24 protein-coding genes are annotated in these 15,095 nt (G+C 72.0%); 21 read left to right on the top strand and 3 right to left on the bottom strand.

Annotated elements, in window-relative coordinates:
* Nucleotides 1–43 precede the first annotated feature (43 nt).
* The 3 genes from ACWGN5_RS07500 to ACWGN5_RS07510 form a co-directional block, all read right to left on the bottom strand.
* A complete protein-coding gene (locus ACWGN5_RS07500) occupies nucleotides 44–1,672 on the bottom strand; it encodes a recombinase family protein (RefSeq protein ID WP_453512022.1) in 1,629 nt (542 codons plus the stop codon).
* A 78-nt stretch (nucleotides 1,673–1,750) separates the two neighbouring features.
* On the bottom strand, nucleotides 1,751–2,059 hold the full coding sequence (locus tag ACWGN5_RS07505) for a hypothetical protein (protein ID WP_453512025.1): 309 nt from the start codon (nucleotides 2,057–2,059) through the stop codon (nucleotides 1,751–1,753).
* Between the two features lie 41 nt (nucleotides 2,060–2,100).
* Complete coding sequence (locus ACWGN5_RS07510; protein WP_453512028.1) at nucleotides 2,101–2,478, bottom strand: helix-turn-helix domain-containing protein; 378 nt, start codon at nucleotides 2,476–2,478, stop codon at nucleotides 2,101–2,103.
* A gap of 319 nt (nucleotides 2,479–2,797) precedes the next feature.
* On the opposite strand from ACWGN5_RS07510, the gene ACWGN5_RS07515 reads away from it, so the two are divergent.
* The 21 genes from ACWGN5_RS07515 to ACWGN5_RS07615 all read left to right on the top strand — a co-directional run bounded on the left by ACWGN5_RS07515 (nucleotide 2,798) and on the right by ACWGN5_RS07615 (nucleotide 15,094).
* Complete coding sequence (locus tag ACWGN5_RS07515; RefSeq protein ID WP_453512031.1) at nucleotides 2,798–3,037, top strand: helix-turn-helix domain-containing protein; 240 nt, start codon at nucleotides 2,798–2,800, stop codon at nucleotides 3,035–3,037.
* A complete protein-coding gene (locus ACWGN5_RS07520) occupies nucleotides 3,034–3,249 on the top strand; it encodes a hypothetical protein (RefSeq protein WP_453512034.1) in 216 nt (71 codons plus the stop codon). Before ACWGN5_RS07515 ends, ACWGN5_RS07520 begins: the two co-directional genes overlap by 4 nt.
* Before the next feature lie 64 nt (nucleotides 3,250–3,313).
* Nucleotides 3,314–3,706, top strand: a complete 393-nt coding sequence (locus tag ACWGN5_RS07525) for a hypothetical protein (RefSeq protein ID WP_453512036.1) — start codon at nucleotides 3,314–3,316, stop codon at nucleotides 3,704–3,706.
* Nucleotides 3,703–4,089, top strand: coding sequence for a hypothetical protein (locus ACWGN5_RS07530; protein WP_453512039.1), 387 nt, complete (start codon nucleotides 3,703–3,705; stop codon nucleotides 4,087–4,089). Before ACWGN5_RS07525 ends, ACWGN5_RS07530 begins: the two co-directional genes overlap by 4 nt.
* Entirely contained in the window at nucleotides 4,086–5,189 is a 1,104-nt protein-coding gene (bet, locus tag ACWGN5_RS07535) for a phage recombination protein Bet (RefSeq protein ID WP_453512042.1), read from the top strand. The genes ACWGN5_RS07530 and bet overlap by 4 nt, the downstream gene beginning before the upstream one ends.
* Nucleotides 5,186–5,800: a hypothetical protein gene (locus ACWGN5_RS07540; protein WP_453512044.1), complete on the top strand. Its 615-nt coding sequence runs from the start codon at nucleotides 5,186–5,188 to the stop codon at nucleotides 5,798–5,800. The genes bet and ACWGN5_RS07540 overlap by 4 nt, the downstream gene beginning before the upstream one ends.
* Before the next feature lie 66 nt (nucleotides 5,801–5,866).
* The gene (locus ACWGN5_RS07545) at nucleotides 5,867–6,280 is read left to right on the top strand and encodes a hypothetical protein (RefSeq protein WP_453512047.1); all 414 of its coding nucleotides are present in this window, start codon (nucleotides 5,867–5,869) and stop codon (nucleotides 6,278–6,280) included.
* Nucleotides 6,277–7,581, top strand: coding sequence for a DNA cytosine methyltransferase (locus ACWGN5_RS07550; RefSeq protein ID WP_453512049.1), 1,305 nt, complete (start codon nucleotides 6,277–6,279; stop codon nucleotides 7,579–7,581). Before ACWGN5_RS07545 ends, ACWGN5_RS07550 begins: the two co-directional genes overlap by 4 nt.
* Before the next feature lie 90 nt (nucleotides 7,582–7,671).
* Complete coding sequence (locus tag ACWGN5_RS07555; RefSeq protein WP_453512052.1) at nucleotides 7,672–8,592, top strand: mucin-2; 921 nt, start codon at nucleotides 7,672–7,674, stop codon at nucleotides 8,590–8,592.
* Nucleotides 8,589–9,308: a zinc finger domain-containing protein gene (locus ACWGN5_RS07560; protein ID WP_453512054.1), complete on the top strand. Its 720-nt coding sequence runs from the start codon at nucleotides 8,589–8,591 to the stop codon at nucleotides 9,306–9,308. Before ACWGN5_RS07555 ends, ACWGN5_RS07560 begins: the two co-directional genes overlap by 4 nt.
* A complete protein-coding gene (locus tag ACWGN5_RS07565) occupies nucleotides 9,305–9,844 on the top strand; it encodes a hypothetical protein (RefSeq protein ID WP_453512056.1) in 540 nt (179 codons plus the stop codon). Before ACWGN5_RS07560 ends, ACWGN5_RS07565 begins: the two co-directional genes overlap by 4 nt.
* A complete protein-coding gene (locus ACWGN5_RS07570; protein WP_453512059.1) occupies nucleotides 9,841–10,029 on the top strand; it encodes a hypothetical protein in 189 nt (62 codons plus the stop codon). The genes ACWGN5_RS07565 and ACWGN5_RS07570 overlap by 4 nt, the downstream gene beginning before the upstream one ends.
* Nucleotides 10,030–10,180: 151 nt before the next feature.
* Nucleotides 10,181–10,657, top strand: coding sequence for an HNH endonuclease signature motif containing protein (locus ACWGN5_RS07575; protein ID WP_453512061.1), 477 nt, complete (start codon nucleotides 10,181–10,183; stop codon nucleotides 10,655–10,657).
* Nucleotides 10,657–11,148, top strand: a complete 492-nt coding sequence (locus ACWGN5_RS07580) for a single-stranded DNA-binding protein (protein ID WP_453512064.1) — start codon at nucleotides 10,657–10,659, stop codon at nucleotides 11,146–11,148. The genes ACWGN5_RS07575 and ACWGN5_RS07580 overlap by 1 nt, the downstream gene beginning before the upstream one ends.
* A gap of 80 nt (nucleotides 11,149–11,228) precedes the next feature.
* Entirely contained in the window at nucleotides 11,229–12,254 is a 1,026-nt protein-coding gene (locus ACWGN5_RS07585; RefSeq protein WP_453512066.1) for a hypothetical protein, read from the top strand.
* On the top strand, nucleotides 12,251–12,883 hold the full coding sequence (locus ACWGN5_RS07590) for a hypothetical protein (RefSeq protein WP_453512068.1): 633 nt from the start codon (nucleotides 12,251–12,253) through the stop codon (nucleotides 12,881–12,883). The genes ACWGN5_RS07585 and ACWGN5_RS07590 overlap by 4 nt, the downstream gene beginning before the upstream one ends.
* 100 nt (nucleotides 12,884–12,983) lie before the next feature.
* Nucleotides 12,984–13,361 carry a hypothetical protein gene (locus ACWGN5_RS07595; RefSeq protein ID WP_453512070.1) on the top strand — a complete coding sequence of 126 codons (378 nt, stop codon included), beginning with the start codon at nucleotides 12,984–12,986 and terminating at the stop codon, nucleotides 13,359–13,361.
* A complete protein-coding gene (locus tag ACWGN5_RS07600; RefSeq protein ID WP_453512073.1) occupies nucleotides 13,358–13,642 on the top strand; it encodes a hypothetical protein in 285 nt (94 codons plus the stop codon). The genes ACWGN5_RS07595 and ACWGN5_RS07600 overlap by 4 nt, the downstream gene beginning before the upstream one ends.
* Entirely contained in the window at nucleotides 13,639–14,124 is a 486-nt protein-coding gene (locus tag ACWGN5_RS07605) for a hypothetical protein (RefSeq protein ID WP_453512075.1), read from the top strand. Before ACWGN5_RS07600 ends, ACWGN5_RS07605 begins: the two co-directional genes overlap by 4 nt.
* The gene (locus tag ACWGN5_RS07610) at nucleotides 14,121–14,273 is read left to right on the top strand and encodes a hypothetical protein (RefSeq protein WP_453512077.1); all 153 of its coding nucleotides are present in this window, start codon (nucleotides 14,121–14,123) and stop codon (nucleotides 14,271–14,273) included. Before ACWGN5_RS07605 ends, ACWGN5_RS07610 begins: the two co-directional genes overlap by 4 nt.
* A gap of 14 nt (nucleotides 14,274–14,287) precedes the next feature.
* Complete coding sequence (locus ACWGN5_RS07615; protein WP_453512078.1) at nucleotides 14,288–15,094, top strand: hypothetical protein; 807 nt, start codon at nucleotides 14,288–14,290, stop codon at nucleotides 15,092–15,094.
* Nucleotide 15,095: the final 1 nt, after the last annotated feature.

A 15,095-nucleotide genomic window follows, 5' to 3' on the forward strand; every position in this document is an offset into this window, starting at 1 on the left:
GTACCGCGCGGTATGTCACTACCCGAGAGTACGAAAGTTGCCATCAATCACTGGCGGAACTTGCCCAAGGGTCGGGCTCGAACACAGGGTGGATCTGGATCTCGACACCGGCTGACCCCTTGTCGTGGCGAACGAGGGCAACCCGCCGCAGGAGCTTGCGGTAGGCCGCGTTTTTCTCAGCCGTGCTGTAGGCCTTCCACTCGGCGAGCAGGTCGCGCAGGACGGGCACGTAATCGGCCCGGAGGGGCGTCACCTCTTCCTGCGGTTCGGGTGTCTTGGCGAGGACCTTCTCGGCAGCGGCACGGCGGTCACGGAGTTCGGCAAGGGCGTCGTCATACTCGTCGGGGCCGTACTCGTCGGGGTTCTCGTTGTAGTCGGCGCGGAGGCGGGCGATGGCCTTGCGGGTCTTCTCGACCTCAGCCTGCGCGCGGGCGCGGGCCCGTACTCGCTGCGCCTGCTCGCGGGCAACGCGCTGGGCCTGGTCGTCGTGCTGCTCAGTGGGCGGGGCGTCCATGATGCCGCGGGCAGCCTCACGCTCCATCCAGGCGAGAACCTCTACCTCGACGAGGTCGCGGCGGATGTAGACCCCGATGCAGGCGAGGGGGCCGGCCTTCGCCCGGATACTGCATCGGTACGCGTGGCCAGGCTTGGAGGGCCCGTGGGTGTTCTTCTGTGTGGTGAGGGCGGTTCCCATGCGGCACTGTGCGCACTTGACGAGCGAGGTCAGTTCGTAGAGGCCGACGCGGGAGCGTGGTGCGGTGTTGCGGATCTCTTGGCGCCGTTTCTGGTACGCCTCCCACAGGTCAAAGTCGACCAGTTCCTCCCACTTGCCCTGGATCTTGATGTGGCGGCGGCAGTTCCCATTGGTCCTTCCACAGCGGCATCCAGGGTCGTGGACGGTGAGCAGGCCGGCGGGGAATCCGGAGTCCATGTAGCGGGTGAGGGTGTCGGTGGTCCACAGGGTGTCTTGGGTGGTGCGCCATCCGTGCTGGTTGAGGTGGATGGCGAGCGCGGAGAACCCAACGCCGTCGATGTACTGCCGATAGAGGTCGGCGATGACGGGGCCGTACTCCTCGTCGATCTCGTACCGCTCGTTCTGGAGCCTCAGACCGCCGGGGACGGTTGCGTCGGGGACTCGTCGGGGGTGCCAGATGTAGCCGGAGCGCTTGCGGCCTTGCGCAGGGAGGCCGAGTTCGTACCGGCGGTATCGGTGGGTCTCGCGCCACTGCTCTCCAGCGCGGTCGCTCTCGAAGGCGCCGAACTCCAAGATCATGCCGCGCTGAAACCGGCCGACAGCGGTGGTGGCGTCGATCTGCTCGGTGGCGCTCTCCAGCTGGCCGCCGGCGCGTTCAAGGCGGGCGAGCCAGAGGGCGTTGCCGGTGCGGTCGCGGCCGAAGCGGCTGTAGCGCCAGACGGCGACGCCTCGGGCCTCGCCTGCCTCGACGCGCTCGATGGCTCCGGTGATCTTCCGCTTGAAGTGTCGGCCGGAGACGTCGAGGTCCGTGATGAGCGGTTCGACGAGGCGGCGGCCGGTGCGGCGGGCCCACTCCCGGAGTGCCTTCTCCTGGAGCTCGGGGCTGATCTTCTCCTCGCGCCATGTCGAGACGCGGATGTAGCCGAGCCACAGTTCGTCATCGTCCGCAGTGATGTCGGGGGGCGGCTGAGTACGCATGCCGGTTCCTTTCGGATACGGGTATGCCTCGGCGCGGTGTGCGCCGAGGCATGGTTTGGGTGTGCGTGTGGGGGGTGGTTACTGGGGTGCTCGCCGGGAGAGCGGGAGCACTGGTGCGGTGCTGTCGGCGGCGAGTTGCTGGGCCCGTTTCTGGTCTTGAACGAGGTAGAGGTAGGCCCGGGTTTCGGACGTGGTCTCGATGTACGTCCGCAGGGGAGCAGCCATGGCGGCGAGGAGGGTTACTCCGGTGGTGACGAGGACCCACCCGATCGCCACGGGGCTGGTGCTCCTCATGTCGGCGGTGAGAGCGACAGCCTGCGTGGTGAGGCCGATGGTGACCAGGGCGGCACCGGCTACACCGGTGCCGATGATCGTCCGTGGGGTCAAGCGGGTGGCTCGTCGAGACATGCGGGGTGCTACCTCTCTCCCTATGGCCAGTGGCCGATGGCGCGTAGTACAGCGATTACGGCCTCTTCTGCGGCGGAGTCGCCGTCAGTGAGCGCCTTTAGGTGGTCATGCTTCGTGAGGCCGGTACTGCGTTCCTCCTCGGTGGGGAGGAGGCCGGCCGCGATGAGGACGCGTGTGGGGGGGTAGTTGAGGGCCTGCGCGATGATGCGTGCGGTGCGGATGTCGGGGTCAGTCCCGCCCTTGAGGAGGCGGGAGAGGATGCCGGGGTGTAGGCCGGAGTCTCTGGCGAATCTGGCCTGCTCGCCGCGTTGGTCGATGTCGTAGCCGCGGAGGCGCATTTCGCCTGTGAGCCAGTCGGGGAATGCTGCTGGCTGCTGCGGGTGGTGGGAGCCGCTCATGCCCGCACTGTATCGCGCGCGAGATGTATGACGGCAGAGGAATGCAGCGCTCCGGCGCGATCACTTTCCCTCCCTGGTGCGTGGGTCGTGCACAGTGCGTGCCGACGTTATCCACGCTGCGTTCGAACATGCAACCAATTCTCACAGGTAGATGCCGGGTGCATCAGGTCCGCGTAATCGAACACATTGTTGGTTTCGGGTATGCCAGCGGCAAAGCCCCAGGTACGCGGACCGTGGCGCGTTCGTCTCTCACTCGGTACAAACGTGCTACGTTTATACCGAGCGCGAGACGAACGAACCGCGCCCGAGAGGAACGACCATGCCTGTCACCTACGACCGCACGCACGTCGTCGCAGTACTGCACTCCCACGGCATCACCGGTCAGCGGCAGCTCGCCCGTGAGATCCGCGTCGCCCCCATGACCGCCCGCCGCATCCTCCGCGGCGAGGGCGAGGTGTCCGGCCGCGTCATCGCCGAACTGCACCAGCGCTACGGCATTACGCCGGCCTCGCTCCTCATCCCCTCCATGCTCACCGCACCCGAGCAGGCCCGCGCATGAGCACCCAGGTCACCCCCCGACATGTCGCGTTCGCCGACGCCCGCGCCGTCATCGACCGCGCACGAGCACGCATCGCCGCCGACCGCGCAGCAGGCCGCCTCACCCCCGAACACGCCGCGCTGATCGACGACCTGTGGGGCCCCGTTCCGGCCGCCGCCGTGCACCGCATCACCCCCGGCAAGGGGGCCACGCCCCAGCCGCTCGCCGCCTGACACGCAAAAGGGCCGCCCGGATGCGACCCGGACGGCCCGACTGATCCCCCGAAAGGAACCAGCGATGAACCCCCAGCGTACCGGCCTCCTCGCCGCCAAGATGCTCCGAGGCGCGCAGGCCTACCGGCGGCAGGTCGCCTTCCGCGACGACCTCGCCGCCCGCCTGCACCACATCGCCCCCGGCGCCACCCGCGTCCACCTCACCCCGGTCACGACCGACGTCGACGGCACCATCCGCCGCCAGACCCTCGTGTCCCTGCTCGACGCCGTCGGCTACACCGTCACGGCCCCCATCGGCGCGCACCGCGCCGCCCGCCGCCTGATCGTCGACGCCTTCCCCGGCGCCGACTGGGACAAGCCGCAGGTCTTCAACGCGGCGTACGGATTCCTGGCCGTCAACGTCCCGGCGGCCCCGGTCGAGCTCGGCGTCGAGACCGCCCCGGCGGTGACGGCGTGATCCGCCCGCAGCTCTCCGCCGACGGCTCCACCGTCCGCCTCCCGCTCGCCGACCGTACGGCGTCCCTCCTCGACGACCTCGCGGTCGCATACGCCGAGGACCCCGCCGGAATCGGTCTGCTCCTCACCGGGCACGCCGCCGCCGTGCTCAGCCTCGACTTCGCCGCCGCGAGCGACGCCGCACACGACGTGGACCGCTCGATGCGGGCCGCCGAGGCGGACGGCACCCGCGAGGCCCTTCTCGACGAGCTGCCGATCGACCACCAGCTCGACCCCTTGCTCGGCCCGGACGACGCGATCACGCTCGCGGGCCGCATCACCCGACTCGCCGGCCGCATTCGCCACGGCTACACCCGCAACGCCCGCAAGGAGCCCCGCCCGTGACCGTCACCACCCTCCCCACCGCCCATACCGCACCGGTCGCCGCCTCCGTCGCGACCGCGGGCGCCCTCGCCATCCGGCCCGAACAGACCTCGTGGACCCCCGAACAGGCCGCCGTACTCCGCCAGTCCGGAATCAAGGAGCAGGTGACCTCCGCCGAGCTGTCCGGCTTCCTGCACCTGTGCCAGCGCACCGGCCTCGACCCGTTCTCCCGGCAGATCTACCTGATCGGCCGGTGGAGCAAGAAGGACGGCCGCGACGTCTACACCCCTCAGACCGGCATCGACGGGTACCGCGTCATCGCCCAGCGCGTGACTGCGCAGACTGGCGGCACGTACGGCTACGAGGACACCGTGTGGTGCGACCCGTCCGGCCGGTGGCGTGACGTGTGGCTCGCCACCGAGCCCCCGGCCGCCGCGAAGGTGACCGTGGTCAGGAACGGGCAGCGGTTCTCCGCCGTCGCCACGTTCCGCGAGTACGTGCAGACCTTCACCGACGGCAACCCGAAGGGTCTGTGGGCGAAGATGCCCGCCGGGCAGATCGCGAAGTGCGCCGAAGCCCTCGCGCTCCGGAAGGCCTTCCCGCACGACCTCTCGGGGGTCTACACCGACGAGGAGATGGCGCAGGCGGACAACCCGGCTCCGCAGATGCAGCAGGCGGCGCCCCAGCAGGCGGACGAATGGTCGACGGCCGCGCCGCGACGCAACTACCTCGCCGAGGCCCACGCCGCCGGAACGGTCGAGGAGGTCCGGGAGATCTACCGGGCCGCCGCGTCCGAGTTCGGTCCGGGGACGGCGACAGCGCAGGAGATCGCGGAGATCGGCCGCCAGCTCGCGGCCAACGGTGAGGCCCCGACGGAGGACAACGCGGAGCCGTCCCCTGGCGAGGAGCACGCCGACGCCCACGGCCGCCCGGAGGGAGAGACCCGCGCTGTGCCGCTGGACCCCCCGGCCGCCGCCGAGCAGGCACTCCGCCTCGCCGCGTCGCGCGCGAACCTGCTCACCCTTGACGACGACTTCGAGCGCATCTACGGCCTCCCGATCTCCGAGGCCGGCGCCGCCCAGCTCCACGCCTTCCGGAAGAAGATCGAGGGGGCCGCATGAGCGCCGTCGAGGTGAAGGTCGAGGCGCCGGACCCGGCGTACCTCGCGGCCGTCCTGCGCCGCCGTCAGGCGATGCGCGCCCAGCTCGACCACGCCGAGGCGATGTTCGAGAACGTCAACACCGAGGCCACCGCCCTCCTGGACCGCCAGTACCGGGCCACGAAGAGCGTGAAGGCCGACGTCACCCTCGACGACGACACGAAGTTCGCCACGGTGACCCGGGTCGGCGGCGAGGCCGAGGCGAAGGTCACCGACCGCGAGGCGTTCGCGGCATGGGTCAGGGACACCTACCCGGAGTTCTTCGACTTCCGGATCGTCCCGGCCCGCACCGAGGTCGTCATCAACAACGCGTTCATCGACCGCGTCCTCGGCGCCGTCAACGCGGCGAACTCGCCGCAGTACGCGGACCCGGAGACGGGCGAGGTGCACGACGTACCGGGCGTCGCGATCCGGGGGACCCGAAGCCCTCACTTCCGGTGGCTGTTCACCCGGGCGAGCAAGCGTCAGCCGCTCGACGGCCGCGAACTGGTCGCCGAGGCACTCGCCGCCGACCGGCTCGACCTCGATACCCCCCTCGCCCTGGAGCAGGCCGCCGCGCCCGAGCAGTCCTGACCTCCCGTACGACGGCCCGCCCCGCCTCCCCCGACCGGGGCGGGCCCCTCGACCAGGAGCACCACCATGGATCAGATCAATCTCGGCAGCCTGCGCCGCGAGTTCGACCGGCGGTCCCGAGCGACTTCCGACGGTCACCGCGAGTGGACCGGCACCACCGTCACATCCTCCGGTGTCGGCCGCTTCCGCTACCAGGGCCGCGACTACTCCGCCTACCAGGCCGCCTACATCCTGCGGACCGGCCGTCTGCCCGTGGGCACCGTCCGGCCGACGTGTGAGCACCCGAAGTGCTGCGCCCTCGCCCACGTCGACGACCGGGCGGCCCGGCAGCAGGTCCGCGCCCAGTATGCGGCCGTCGTCGGCATCCGGCACAAGACCCCGAAGTGCGGCCATGACCCGGCCGTTCACGGGCGCTACCGGGAGTCGGGGAAGCGGTACTGCGAGGCGTGCAACAACCCGCCGAAGCAGGCCGCCGCGTGACCGGCCGCGCGCGCCTCGACCGCGCCCGCCGCCTGCTCGACACCGCGCCGCCGGCCCCAGTCCACGGGCAGCTCGCCGTGGACGACGGCCCCCGCCTCGGCAGCTTCTGCACCGGCTACGGCGGCCTCGACCAGGCCGTGGAGGCCGTGTTCGGCACCACCACCGCCTGGACCTCCGACGTCGACGACGGCGCCAGCCGGATCATCGCCCACCGCATGTCCGGCGTCCCGAACCTCGGCGACCTCACCACCACCGACTGGCAGGCCGTCCTCGACCAGCACGGGCCGGTCGACATCGTCTGCGGCGGCTACCCCTGCCAGCCCTTCAGCGTCGCTGGCAAGCGGAAAGGAACCTCCGATGAGCGGCACATCTGGCCCCACATCGCAAACGCCCTTCGCGTTCTACGACCCCGCTACGCGGTCTTTGAGAACGTCGCAGGGCACCTTCGACTGGGATTCGACACCGTCCTCGCCGACCTTGCCCGCCTCGGGTTCGATGCGGAGTGGTGCCTTGTACGCGCGTCGGAGGTCGGCGCTCCCCACCAACGCAAGCGGCTCTTCCTCCTCGCCTGGCCTGCCGACGCCCAGGGCCCGCGACTCCCGGGGGAAGGGCTTCGAGGACGCGCTGCCGAACGTGGTGCAGCTCTTGCCGACACCGACCGCCTCGGAAGCGACGGGCGGACAGCACGCGCCGAACAAGCAGGGCGGGAAGTCTCTGCGGGCGACGCTGCTGCCCACGCCGACCGCAACGCCCTACGGCAGCAACCGGTCACCCAGCCCGGGCGCCGCAGTACGGCCGTCGCTGAACTCTCTGGCGCCCACGCTGCTGCCGACACCGACCGTGGCAGATTCCCGCGGGACCCGGAACGCCACAGCGGGTCGGCGGACGGACAACCCCAACGTGGTCCTCGGCTGGACGCTGACGGACCTGGCGTACAGCGGGAGGCTCCTGCCGACACCGCGCGCGTCGGACGGGGAGAAGGGCGGCCCGAACCAGCGTGGTTCGAAGGGCGACCTGGCCTTGCCGGCAGCAGCACACCGGATTGGGGCCCCTACGCCACCGCCATCGCCCGCTGGGAACACATCACCGGACGCCGTGCCCCATGGGCAACTGACGATCGACGCCGCCTGACACCGATGTTCGTCGAATGGCTCATGGGCCTCGACTGGGGCCACGTCACCCACGTCCCCAGCCTCACACGAACCCAGCAACTTAAGGCCCTCGGCAACGGCGTCGTGCCCCAGCAGGCCGAGGCCGCCATTCGGCAGCTGTACGCCCGCGCCTTCGGCCTCGTCACCTGACCGCCCGCAGTAGCCCCCCGCACCGTCCTGGGGCGAGGCCGGACTCCGATCCCCTCTCCCCGGGCGCACCACCCCCGACAGGAGCACCCCGTGACGTGGTTCAAGGTGGACGACACCGCCCACAGCCACCCGAAGTTGATCAAGGCCACCAACGCGGCCGTCGGCCTGTGGATGCGGTGCGGCGCGTACGCCGCCCAGCACCTCACCGAAGGTGTCGTGCCCGGCGTCGTCGCCCAGCTCTACGGCACCGCGCCGCAGGCCCGGAAGCTGGTCGCGGCCGGCCTGTGGCACGAGCACGGCCACGCCTGCCCGCACCCGAAGTGCCGTCAGCCGGCGCCCGGCGACTTCTACATGCACGACTTCCTGATCTACAACCCGACCCGCGCCCGGGTCGAGGACGAGCGGTCGAAGGCGGCCGAGCGGCAGGCCCGCGGAAGGGCCCGCCAGGCGGAAAAGCGCTCCGATTCGACGACGAACGCTCCTCGTTTCGACGACGAATCGACGGCGAAAGAATCTGAACGCTCCTCGAACCGAGACGCGTTTTGGGACGGATCCGCAGGTCAGGAGAGGGCGTCACACCGTGACGGTACGGACCCGTCACGGTGGTCCCGACCCGACCCGACCCGTAGTACCTCCTACGGAGGTACTCCCCCTGTAGTCCCCCAGGAGCGTCCGGGACCGGCCGGGCCCGCCGAGCAGCTGCTCGCCCGATGGTGGGAGACCTACGGCCGGACCACCGCCCAGAGCCGGACCACGATCGGCCGCGCCATCGCCGACGCCCTCGCCAACGGCCTGGACTCCGACACCCTCTGGTCGGCCCTCGACCGTCTCGGCTCCCTCTCCAAGCCGATCACGGGCGGAACGTTGCAGTTCGCCCTCTCCGAGCTCCGCCGCCCCGCCCCCGGCGCCGACGTCATCCCGCTCGACGCCGCCCGCCCCGGCCGCGTCGCCCGCGCGGCCGGTCTGTTCGCCGCCGCCGCCGGAATCACCCCCCAGGAAGGTGCCCAGTGACCCGCGAAGAAGTCGCAGCCCTGCTCGCCTACGCCGTCAGCCTCGACCCACGCACCGCGCCCGCCACCGAGGCCGAGGCCGCCGAGCGCCTCAACCAGTGGTTCGCCCTCCTCGCCGACGTCGCCCCACGCGCCCCGCACCCCGAGGGACGGCACTGGGACGCCTCGCAGGCCGTCCACCACCACATCGCCACCAGCCCCTACCCGATCAAGCCGAGCGACGTGTCGAGCCGGTGGCACGCCTTCCGCCGCGACGTCCTCTCCCGCCACATGGACCCGCTTCCCGACGTCGACCCCGACGACGAGGAGGCCTACCGCACCGCCCTCGCCAACCACCGCCGCGCCATCGAGACCGGCCGGGAGGTCGCCACCCCCCGCGCCCTCATGCCGGGCGAGGCCGGCACCCGCGAGCAGCGCGAGCAGGCCAACGCCGCCCGCCTCGCTGCCCTCGGCACGTACATGCCCCGCACCGTCGCCGACGCCCTCGCGCCCTACCGCCGAGTCCGCGCCGAACGCGAGCGCCTCGCCCGCGAGGGGGCGCCCGACGCCCTCGACGTCCCGTGCACGTGGTGCAAGGCCGAGACCGGGCAGCCCTGCCGCGACATGCGCCTCAACCCCAGCAACGACGCCACCCACGTCCGCCGCCGCACCACCCCGCACCCCTCCCGCCTCGACGCCGCCACCGCCCACCGTCACGCCCAGGAGACCGCCGTATGAGCCACCGCCAGCGCCGCCGCCGCGCCGACGACCGCACCCAGAACCGCCGCGAGTTCCTCATCACCGGCTCCTGGGACAACAACCCCGACGACCCCACCCGCATCCCCACCCGAGACCCGAGGGAGGCCCGCCGCGTCGCCCGCAGCCTTGCCTCGAAGGCGGCATACGTGATCGTCGAAGAGTTCACCGCCCGCCGCACGTGGGTAACCGCCTACGAGCTCGACGGGCCCGCCCTCGTCGCCGAACAGGGTGCCGCTGAGGCCGCCCTCGCCGCCGGATGGCCGCCCGCCCCGGCCGACTACCGGCCCGACGCCGACGACCGCCACCGCACGTGGCTCGCCGAGCAGTTCGTCGCCGACAACCTGCGCGTCGAGGCCCGCACCCGCGCCGAGGCCCTCGCCGCCGAGCAGGCCGCCCGCCGACGCCGCATCGCCAGCGAACTCGCCCGCACCTCCCGCCAGCTCATGACCGCCCCGCCCGAGGCCCGCCCCGACTACCGCCGCGCGGCCCGCCACATGACCGGCGCCCAGCGATGACCACCCCCACACCGATCCCCGACGCCGCCACCGCCGTCATCCGCGCTGTCCTCGAAGACGAAGGCATCGGCGACCTCCTGTACCGGCCCGAACGAACCGCCCAACGCGTCGCCAGAAAGCTCCGCGCCGCCGGATGGGAACTCCGGATCATCCCGCCCGCAATCACCCCGGAGAACGACAACTAGCCCCCACGGAGAGGGCACGCAGAACCGGACAGCGCCGCCCCCTCCGTGATACGTTCCTCGCGAGAGATGAACATCCCTGCCTCGCACGGAATGCCCATCGCCAAGTCGAGAGCGCCACGCGCTTAGCACGCAGAGCAGGAGGCCCGAGCCCATGACCCCCGCAGAGCGATTCGCCGCCAAGGTCACCACCGCCGGCCCCCTCAGCACCTACCGCGACGCCCCCGGCCCCTGCCACCTCTGGACCGGCGGAGCCCGCAGCAAACGCCCCCACGACGCAGGCCAGTTCGGCGAGTACTACGGCGCATTCCACCTCGACGGCCGCACCGTCCGCGCCCACCAGTACGCCTACGAACAGGCCCACGGACCCATCCCCGCCGGCGCCGAAGTCGACCACCGATGCCGCCGCCGCAACTGCGTCAACGTCGCCCACCTCGAACTGGTCGACCACCGCACCAACACCCTCCGCAGCACCGGCCCCACCGCGCTCAACGCCCGAAAGGTGCGCTGCATCCACGGCCACCCCTTCACCCCCGACAACACCCGCAGACGCCGCGACGGCTCCCGCCGCTGCATCACCTGCGAACGCACCCGCCCCCTCATCACCACCACCGAAAGGACGGCCGCCTGATGGCCGGAGACACCGTCATCACGGTCGTCGGCAACCTGGTCGACGACCCCGAGCTCCGCTTCACCCCCTCCGGGCAGGCCGTTGCGAAGTTCCGCATCGCGTCCACCCCCCGCACCTTCGACCGCCAGGCCAACGAGTGGAAGGACGGCGACAGCCTGTTCCTGACCTGCTCCGTCTGGCGCCAGGCCGCCGAGAACACCGCCGAATCCCTCACCCGCGGCACGCGGGTCATCGTGCAGGGCCGACTCAAGCAGCGCTCCTACGAGGACCGCGAAGGCGTCAAGCGCACCGTCTACGAGCTCGACGTCGACGAACTCGGCCCCTCCCTCACCCGCGCCACCACCACCGTCACCAAGACCACCGGCAACTCCCAGCGCCAGCAGCCCCAGAACGGTGGCCAGCAGGGCGGCTACGGCAGCAGCAACGGCTACGGCCAGCAGCCCCAACGCGACCAGTGGAACACCGGCAGCACCGACGAGCCCCCGTTCTAGACCCGCCGCGCGGCCGACCGGACGCCGCGCCGGCCGCGCGCGCGAACACCTCGACCTGACCGAGACAGGAGCAACCCCTGATGACCGACCCCGACCGCCCCGACTTCCCCGGCGTGACGATGTCCGAGATCCGCGAGGCCCTCGGCCACAAGACCGCGGCCCCGGACGCCGAGCAGCCGATCGAGGCCGGCCAGACGTACCGGCCGACCGAGCACAACAAGGCCCGCTCCCCCGAGGACCGCATCACCGTGACCGAGGTCTACCTCGGCGAGGGCCTGGACGAGCAGACCATCGCCTACGACATCGCGTCCACCGACCACCGGGGCCGCCCCGCCAAGTCGAGCAGCGCCCTGCGCGAGTCCGTGTTCCGGAAGTGCTACGCCCTCGACACCCCCGAGCCCGACTCCGAGTCCCCGGCCGAGACGCTCGCGCGCGCCGTCGCCCTGCTCGACTCCCTCGACACCGTCGCGTACGTCATCGCCACCCCCGACACCGACGGCGCCCTCGACGTGAACGCCAGCGCCCGAGGCGTGGACGCCCGGGATGCCAGCAGCGCATTCCGGGCCGCCGCCCGAGGTCTCCTCGGTCAGCTCCGCATGGACCTGCCCGCGTTCCTCGTCAGGGAGTTCGGCAAGAGCAGCCGCGCCGCCTTCCTCGACCGCATGCTCGTCGAGGGGCAGCCCGTGTCGGGCGAGGTCCGCGAGGGCACGGCCAGACCGTGCGCGCCCGGTTGCACCTGCCGCCGCGCCTCGGTCGAGGTCACGGGCACCACCGACCCGGCCGCGGCCGCCCGCGCCATCGAGGAGGCCCTCGCCCCGCTCCGCGCCGCCGTGAGCAACACCAGGGAGCAGCAGCGGGCCAAGGCGAAGGCCCAGGTACTCCGCGAGGTCGCCGACGGCCTGGAGGACCGCAACGGCAGGTGCGGCATCGGCGACGGATGCGAGCGCTGCTCGGCCCGTGCCGCCGAGGTCCTCCGCCTCCGCGCCGCCGCGACCGAGCTGGAGACCGCGGCCCGCCCCGCCGGCTGCACGTGCGGCGTCCCCACCGACCCGACCGCCGTCCACCGCACCGACGCGCCCTGCTACGTGAAGGACACCGACCAGTGAGCACCCCCGAGCCGACCGGTGACCACTTCACCGAGGCCGCCATCCGCCGCAGCGCCTACCTCGACGCCGCGAACATCGCCGCCGAACCGGGCCCGAACACCTGCGGATGCGGTGGCTGCGCCGAATGCGCCCGCTACTACGTCGCCCAGGAACTCCGGCGCCTCGCCGACCACTACACCACCGCCGAACAGCCCACCGGGCTTACGTGGGAGGCCCGCGCCGACCACGCCATCCGCCTCTACGCCCGCACCGCGATCGAGCTGGAGGACGCGAAGGCCGAGGCCGCCCGTCTCCGGGCGCGCGTGACCGAGCTGGAGCAGGCCGCGACCTTCAAGGGCATCACCCCGGTCGTCACGTACGTCGACGAGGTACAGCTCGGTGCCACGCCGACGCCCGTGGAGCAGTGCGCGCAGCACCCGGCCGCGCCCCGCATCGGCGACATGTGCGGCGGCTGCACCCAGTACCCCGCCGACATGACCGAGGCGCCCGAGGACACCGTCCGCCGGTATGCCCGCCGTCTCCACGCCGTCGAGCAGCTCACCGCCGGCCGTCCCAGCTACCACACGGTCACCGTCAAGCAGCTGCTCACCGCCATGAGCGACGCCGACGACGAGCCCACCGACGGGTGATCGGCTTCCTGGCCACGGTCGCGTACGTGCTCCTCGTGAGCCTGAGCGCGGCCGTGCCCCTCGGCCACCCCGCCCGCCACCACCGCCCCAGGGACCACCAATGACCGTGAACCTGCCCACCGTCACCCCCGCACTCCGCGACGCTGCGGAGAAGCTCCGCGCCCTCGCCGCCCGTGCCGTCCACCAGGACCGCCCCCGCTGGTTCCTCGGCCACACCCTCGGCAGCAAGACCCCCGTAGTCCTCGACGACCACGAGCAGCCGTCCACACTCGTCGACGTGTGGGCCGAGCGCCGCGAGGACGTGAACGCCTACCTCGCCGCGTACGCCTCCCCGCACGTCGCCCGCGCCGTCGCCGACTGGCTCGGATGCGAGGCCGCCCTCGCCGACGAGGAGCGCGGCCGGCCGTCCTGCTCGTGGTGCGGAACCGATCACGCCCAGACCATCGCCGCCCTGATCACCGGAGAGGCCGACCAATGATCCGCCCCAGCGGCACCCACTACTACACCGAGACCACGATCTACCACGACGGCGTTCTCTCGTGGGCCTGGGTTGTCCGGATCCGCGAGCCCTACGAAGACCTCGACCGCATCGACGGCTGGGCCCTCACCGAGAAGCGAGCCCACCGCAAGGCCGCCGGAGCCTCCCGCCGCCTGATGCGCAGAGCTCGCAGCTACACGTCCATCACCACCGAGGCCGATGGCACCAGCAGCACCGACACCCCTGGGCGCCTCAACGAGCCTGAGGAGGCCGACCGATGAACACCCGCTCTCCGGCCCGCCAGGCGCGCGCCCGCGACCGCATCGACCGCCGCGCCGCCCTCCTCGTGCTGCTCGACCGCCTCGACCGCCTCTCCCCCGCCGAGGGCGCTCTCCTCCGCGAGTACGTGCTCGCTGAGCTCACCGAGGCCGACCAGCTCACCCGCGCCCGCCGCGGCCTCGACCGCGCCCGCGACCGCATGCAGTACCGCCTCGACGCCGCCGAGGCCGCCATGGTCGAGGCCGAGCAGGACCGCGACGAGGCACGCAGTTGGGCCCGTCACGGCTACGAGATTGGACAGCGCAGCTGCACCTGGAGCGACTACGGAGTCGCCCCCGCGTGGCTCACCGAGGAACAGCCGGCCAGCGTCCCACCCGTCCACATCGGCGACGGAGCCAACGCCGAGGACTGTCCCGCCTGCTCCGGCACCAACCCGCCGTACCCGTTCATCTGCCCCGGCCAGCCCCAGGAGCCGACCCCGTGATTCTTCTCCTCGGCCTCGTGCTCGGCGGTCTCTCCGGCGGCATCACGTACGCCCTCACCGCCGAGGCCAGCCTCGCCCTCCTTGTCGGCATCGTCGCCACCGTCCTCACATGGCTCGGCGCCGCCACCCTCCTCTTCCTCGACGACTGATCGGAGCAGCCCCCGTGACCACCGTTGCGCTCCCCGAGCACGCCCTCACCGCCGCCGCCGACCTTCGCGCCATCCGCGAGCAGTGGGGCGACCTCCTCGACGCCATCGAGCAGCGCCCCGCCGACCAGTGGCCGCCCGTCGACAACATCCGTGAGCACCTCGCCGCCCCGGTCACCGAGGACGAACCGCCCGTCGGGCGCCTGCCCCTGGTACTCCGCCAGCACCCCGCTCCGGCCAACCTCGATGCCCTCGACGCCGCCATCGAGACCGAGCGGGCGATCTTTGCGGCGTGCGACGACATCGCCGCCCGGTACCAGCGGTCCGTACGGTTCATCGACACCGGGCGCAGGGGCCGGTATCGGTATCAGCCCGACCCGGCCGAGAACGACGACCCGAATCGGTGGACGCCGGTCACGACGCGGGGCGCCGTCCTCGCCCCGGGATCCCGCCGGTACGGATTGCACTGGGCCGCCGTCTGGCTGGAGGCGCGCGTCCTCGGCGAGCAGTCCGGGGACCTATTCAGCTCGATCGGCGGCGACACCCTCGTCGGCCTCGCCAACGTCACCCGGACCGCCCGGCGCCGCATCGAGCAGGCCCTCGCCCGCGCCGGACGCCGTACCGACCTGCTCGACCCGTGCCCGTGGTGCCGCGGCCCGCTCTTCGCCCGCACCGCGCCCGGGGGCGAGCCGTCCGTCTCATGCCAGACCGGCGAGCCCTGCGCCGCGCCCGTCGCCCTCGACCGGGGCCGGCGCACCTGGCGGGGCGCGGACCTCGCGGCACTGTGGACTGCACTGGAGGCGGCGCGGAAGGGCGCGGCGTAGG

This window comes from Streptomyces sp. NPDC055815, from assembly GCF_053616475.1.

What these genes read in the sequence shown, in the direction of transcription:
- ACWGN5_RS07520 (WP_453512034.1), top strand. Translation starts at nt 3,034, where the DNA reads ATGAGCACCCAGGTCACCCCCCGACATGTCGCGTTCGCCGACGCCCGC.
- ACWGN5_RS07575 (WP_453512061.1), top strand. Translation starts at nt 10,181, where the DNA reads ATGACCCCCGCAGAGCGATTCGCCGCCAAGGTCACCACCGCCGGCCCC.
- ACWGN5_RS07600 (WP_453512073.1), top strand. Translation starts at nt 13,358, where the DNA reads ATGATCCGCCCCAGCGGCACCCACTACTACACCGAGACCACGATCTAC.
- ACWGN5_RS07545 (WP_453512047.1), top strand. Translation starts at nt 5,867, where the DNA reads ATGGATCAGATCAATCTCGGCAGCCTGCGCCGCGAGTTCGACCGGCGG.
- ACWGN5_RS07585 (WP_453512066.1), top strand. Translation starts at nt 11,229, where the DNA reads ATGACCGACCCCGACCGCCCCGACTTCCCCGGCGTGACGATGTCCGAG.
- ACWGN5_RS07595 (WP_453512070.1), top strand. Translation starts at nt 12,984, where the DNA reads ATGACCGTGAACCTGCCCACCGTCACCCCCGCACTCCGCGACGCTGCG.
- ACWGN5_RS07570 (WP_453512059.1), top strand. Translation starts at nt 9,841, where the DNA reads ATGACCACCCCCACACCGATCCCCGACGCCGCCACCGCCGTCATCCGC.
- ACWGN5_RS07565 (WP_453512056.1), top strand. Translation starts at nt 9,305, where the DNA reads ATGAGCCACCGCCAGCGCCGCCGCCGCGCCGACGACCGCACCCAGAAC.
- ACWGN5_RS07510 (WP_453512028.1), bottom strand. Translation starts at nt 2,478, where the DNA reads ATGAGCGGCTCCCACCACCCGCAGCAGCCAGCAGCATTCCCCGACTGG.
- ACWGN5_RS07605 (WP_453512075.1), top strand. Translation starts at nt 13,639, where the DNA reads ATGAACACCCGCTCTCCGGCCCGCCAGGCGCGCGCCCGCGACCGCATC.
- ACWGN5_RS07540 (WP_453512044.1), top strand. Translation starts at nt 5,186, where the DNA reads ATGAGCGCCGTCGAGGTGAAGGTCGAGGCGCCGGACCCGGCGTACCTC.
- ACWGN5_RS07515 (WP_453512031.1), top strand. Translation starts at nt 2,798, where the DNA reads ATGCCTGTCACCTACGACCGCACGCACGTCGTCGCAGTACTGCACTCC.
- ACWGN5_RS07580 (WP_453512064.1), top strand. Translation starts at nt 10,657, where the DNA reads ATGGCCGGAGACACCGTCATCACGGTCGTCGGCAACCTGGTCGACGAC.
- ACWGN5_RS07525 (WP_453512036.1), top strand. Translation starts at nt 3,314, where the DNA reads ATGAACCCCCAGCGTACCGGCCTCCTCGCCGCCAAGATGCTCCGAGGC.
- ACWGN5_RS07500 (WP_453512022.1), bottom strand. Translation starts at nt 1,672, where the DNA reads ATGCGTACTCAGCCGCCCCCCGACATCACTGCGGACGATGACGAACTG.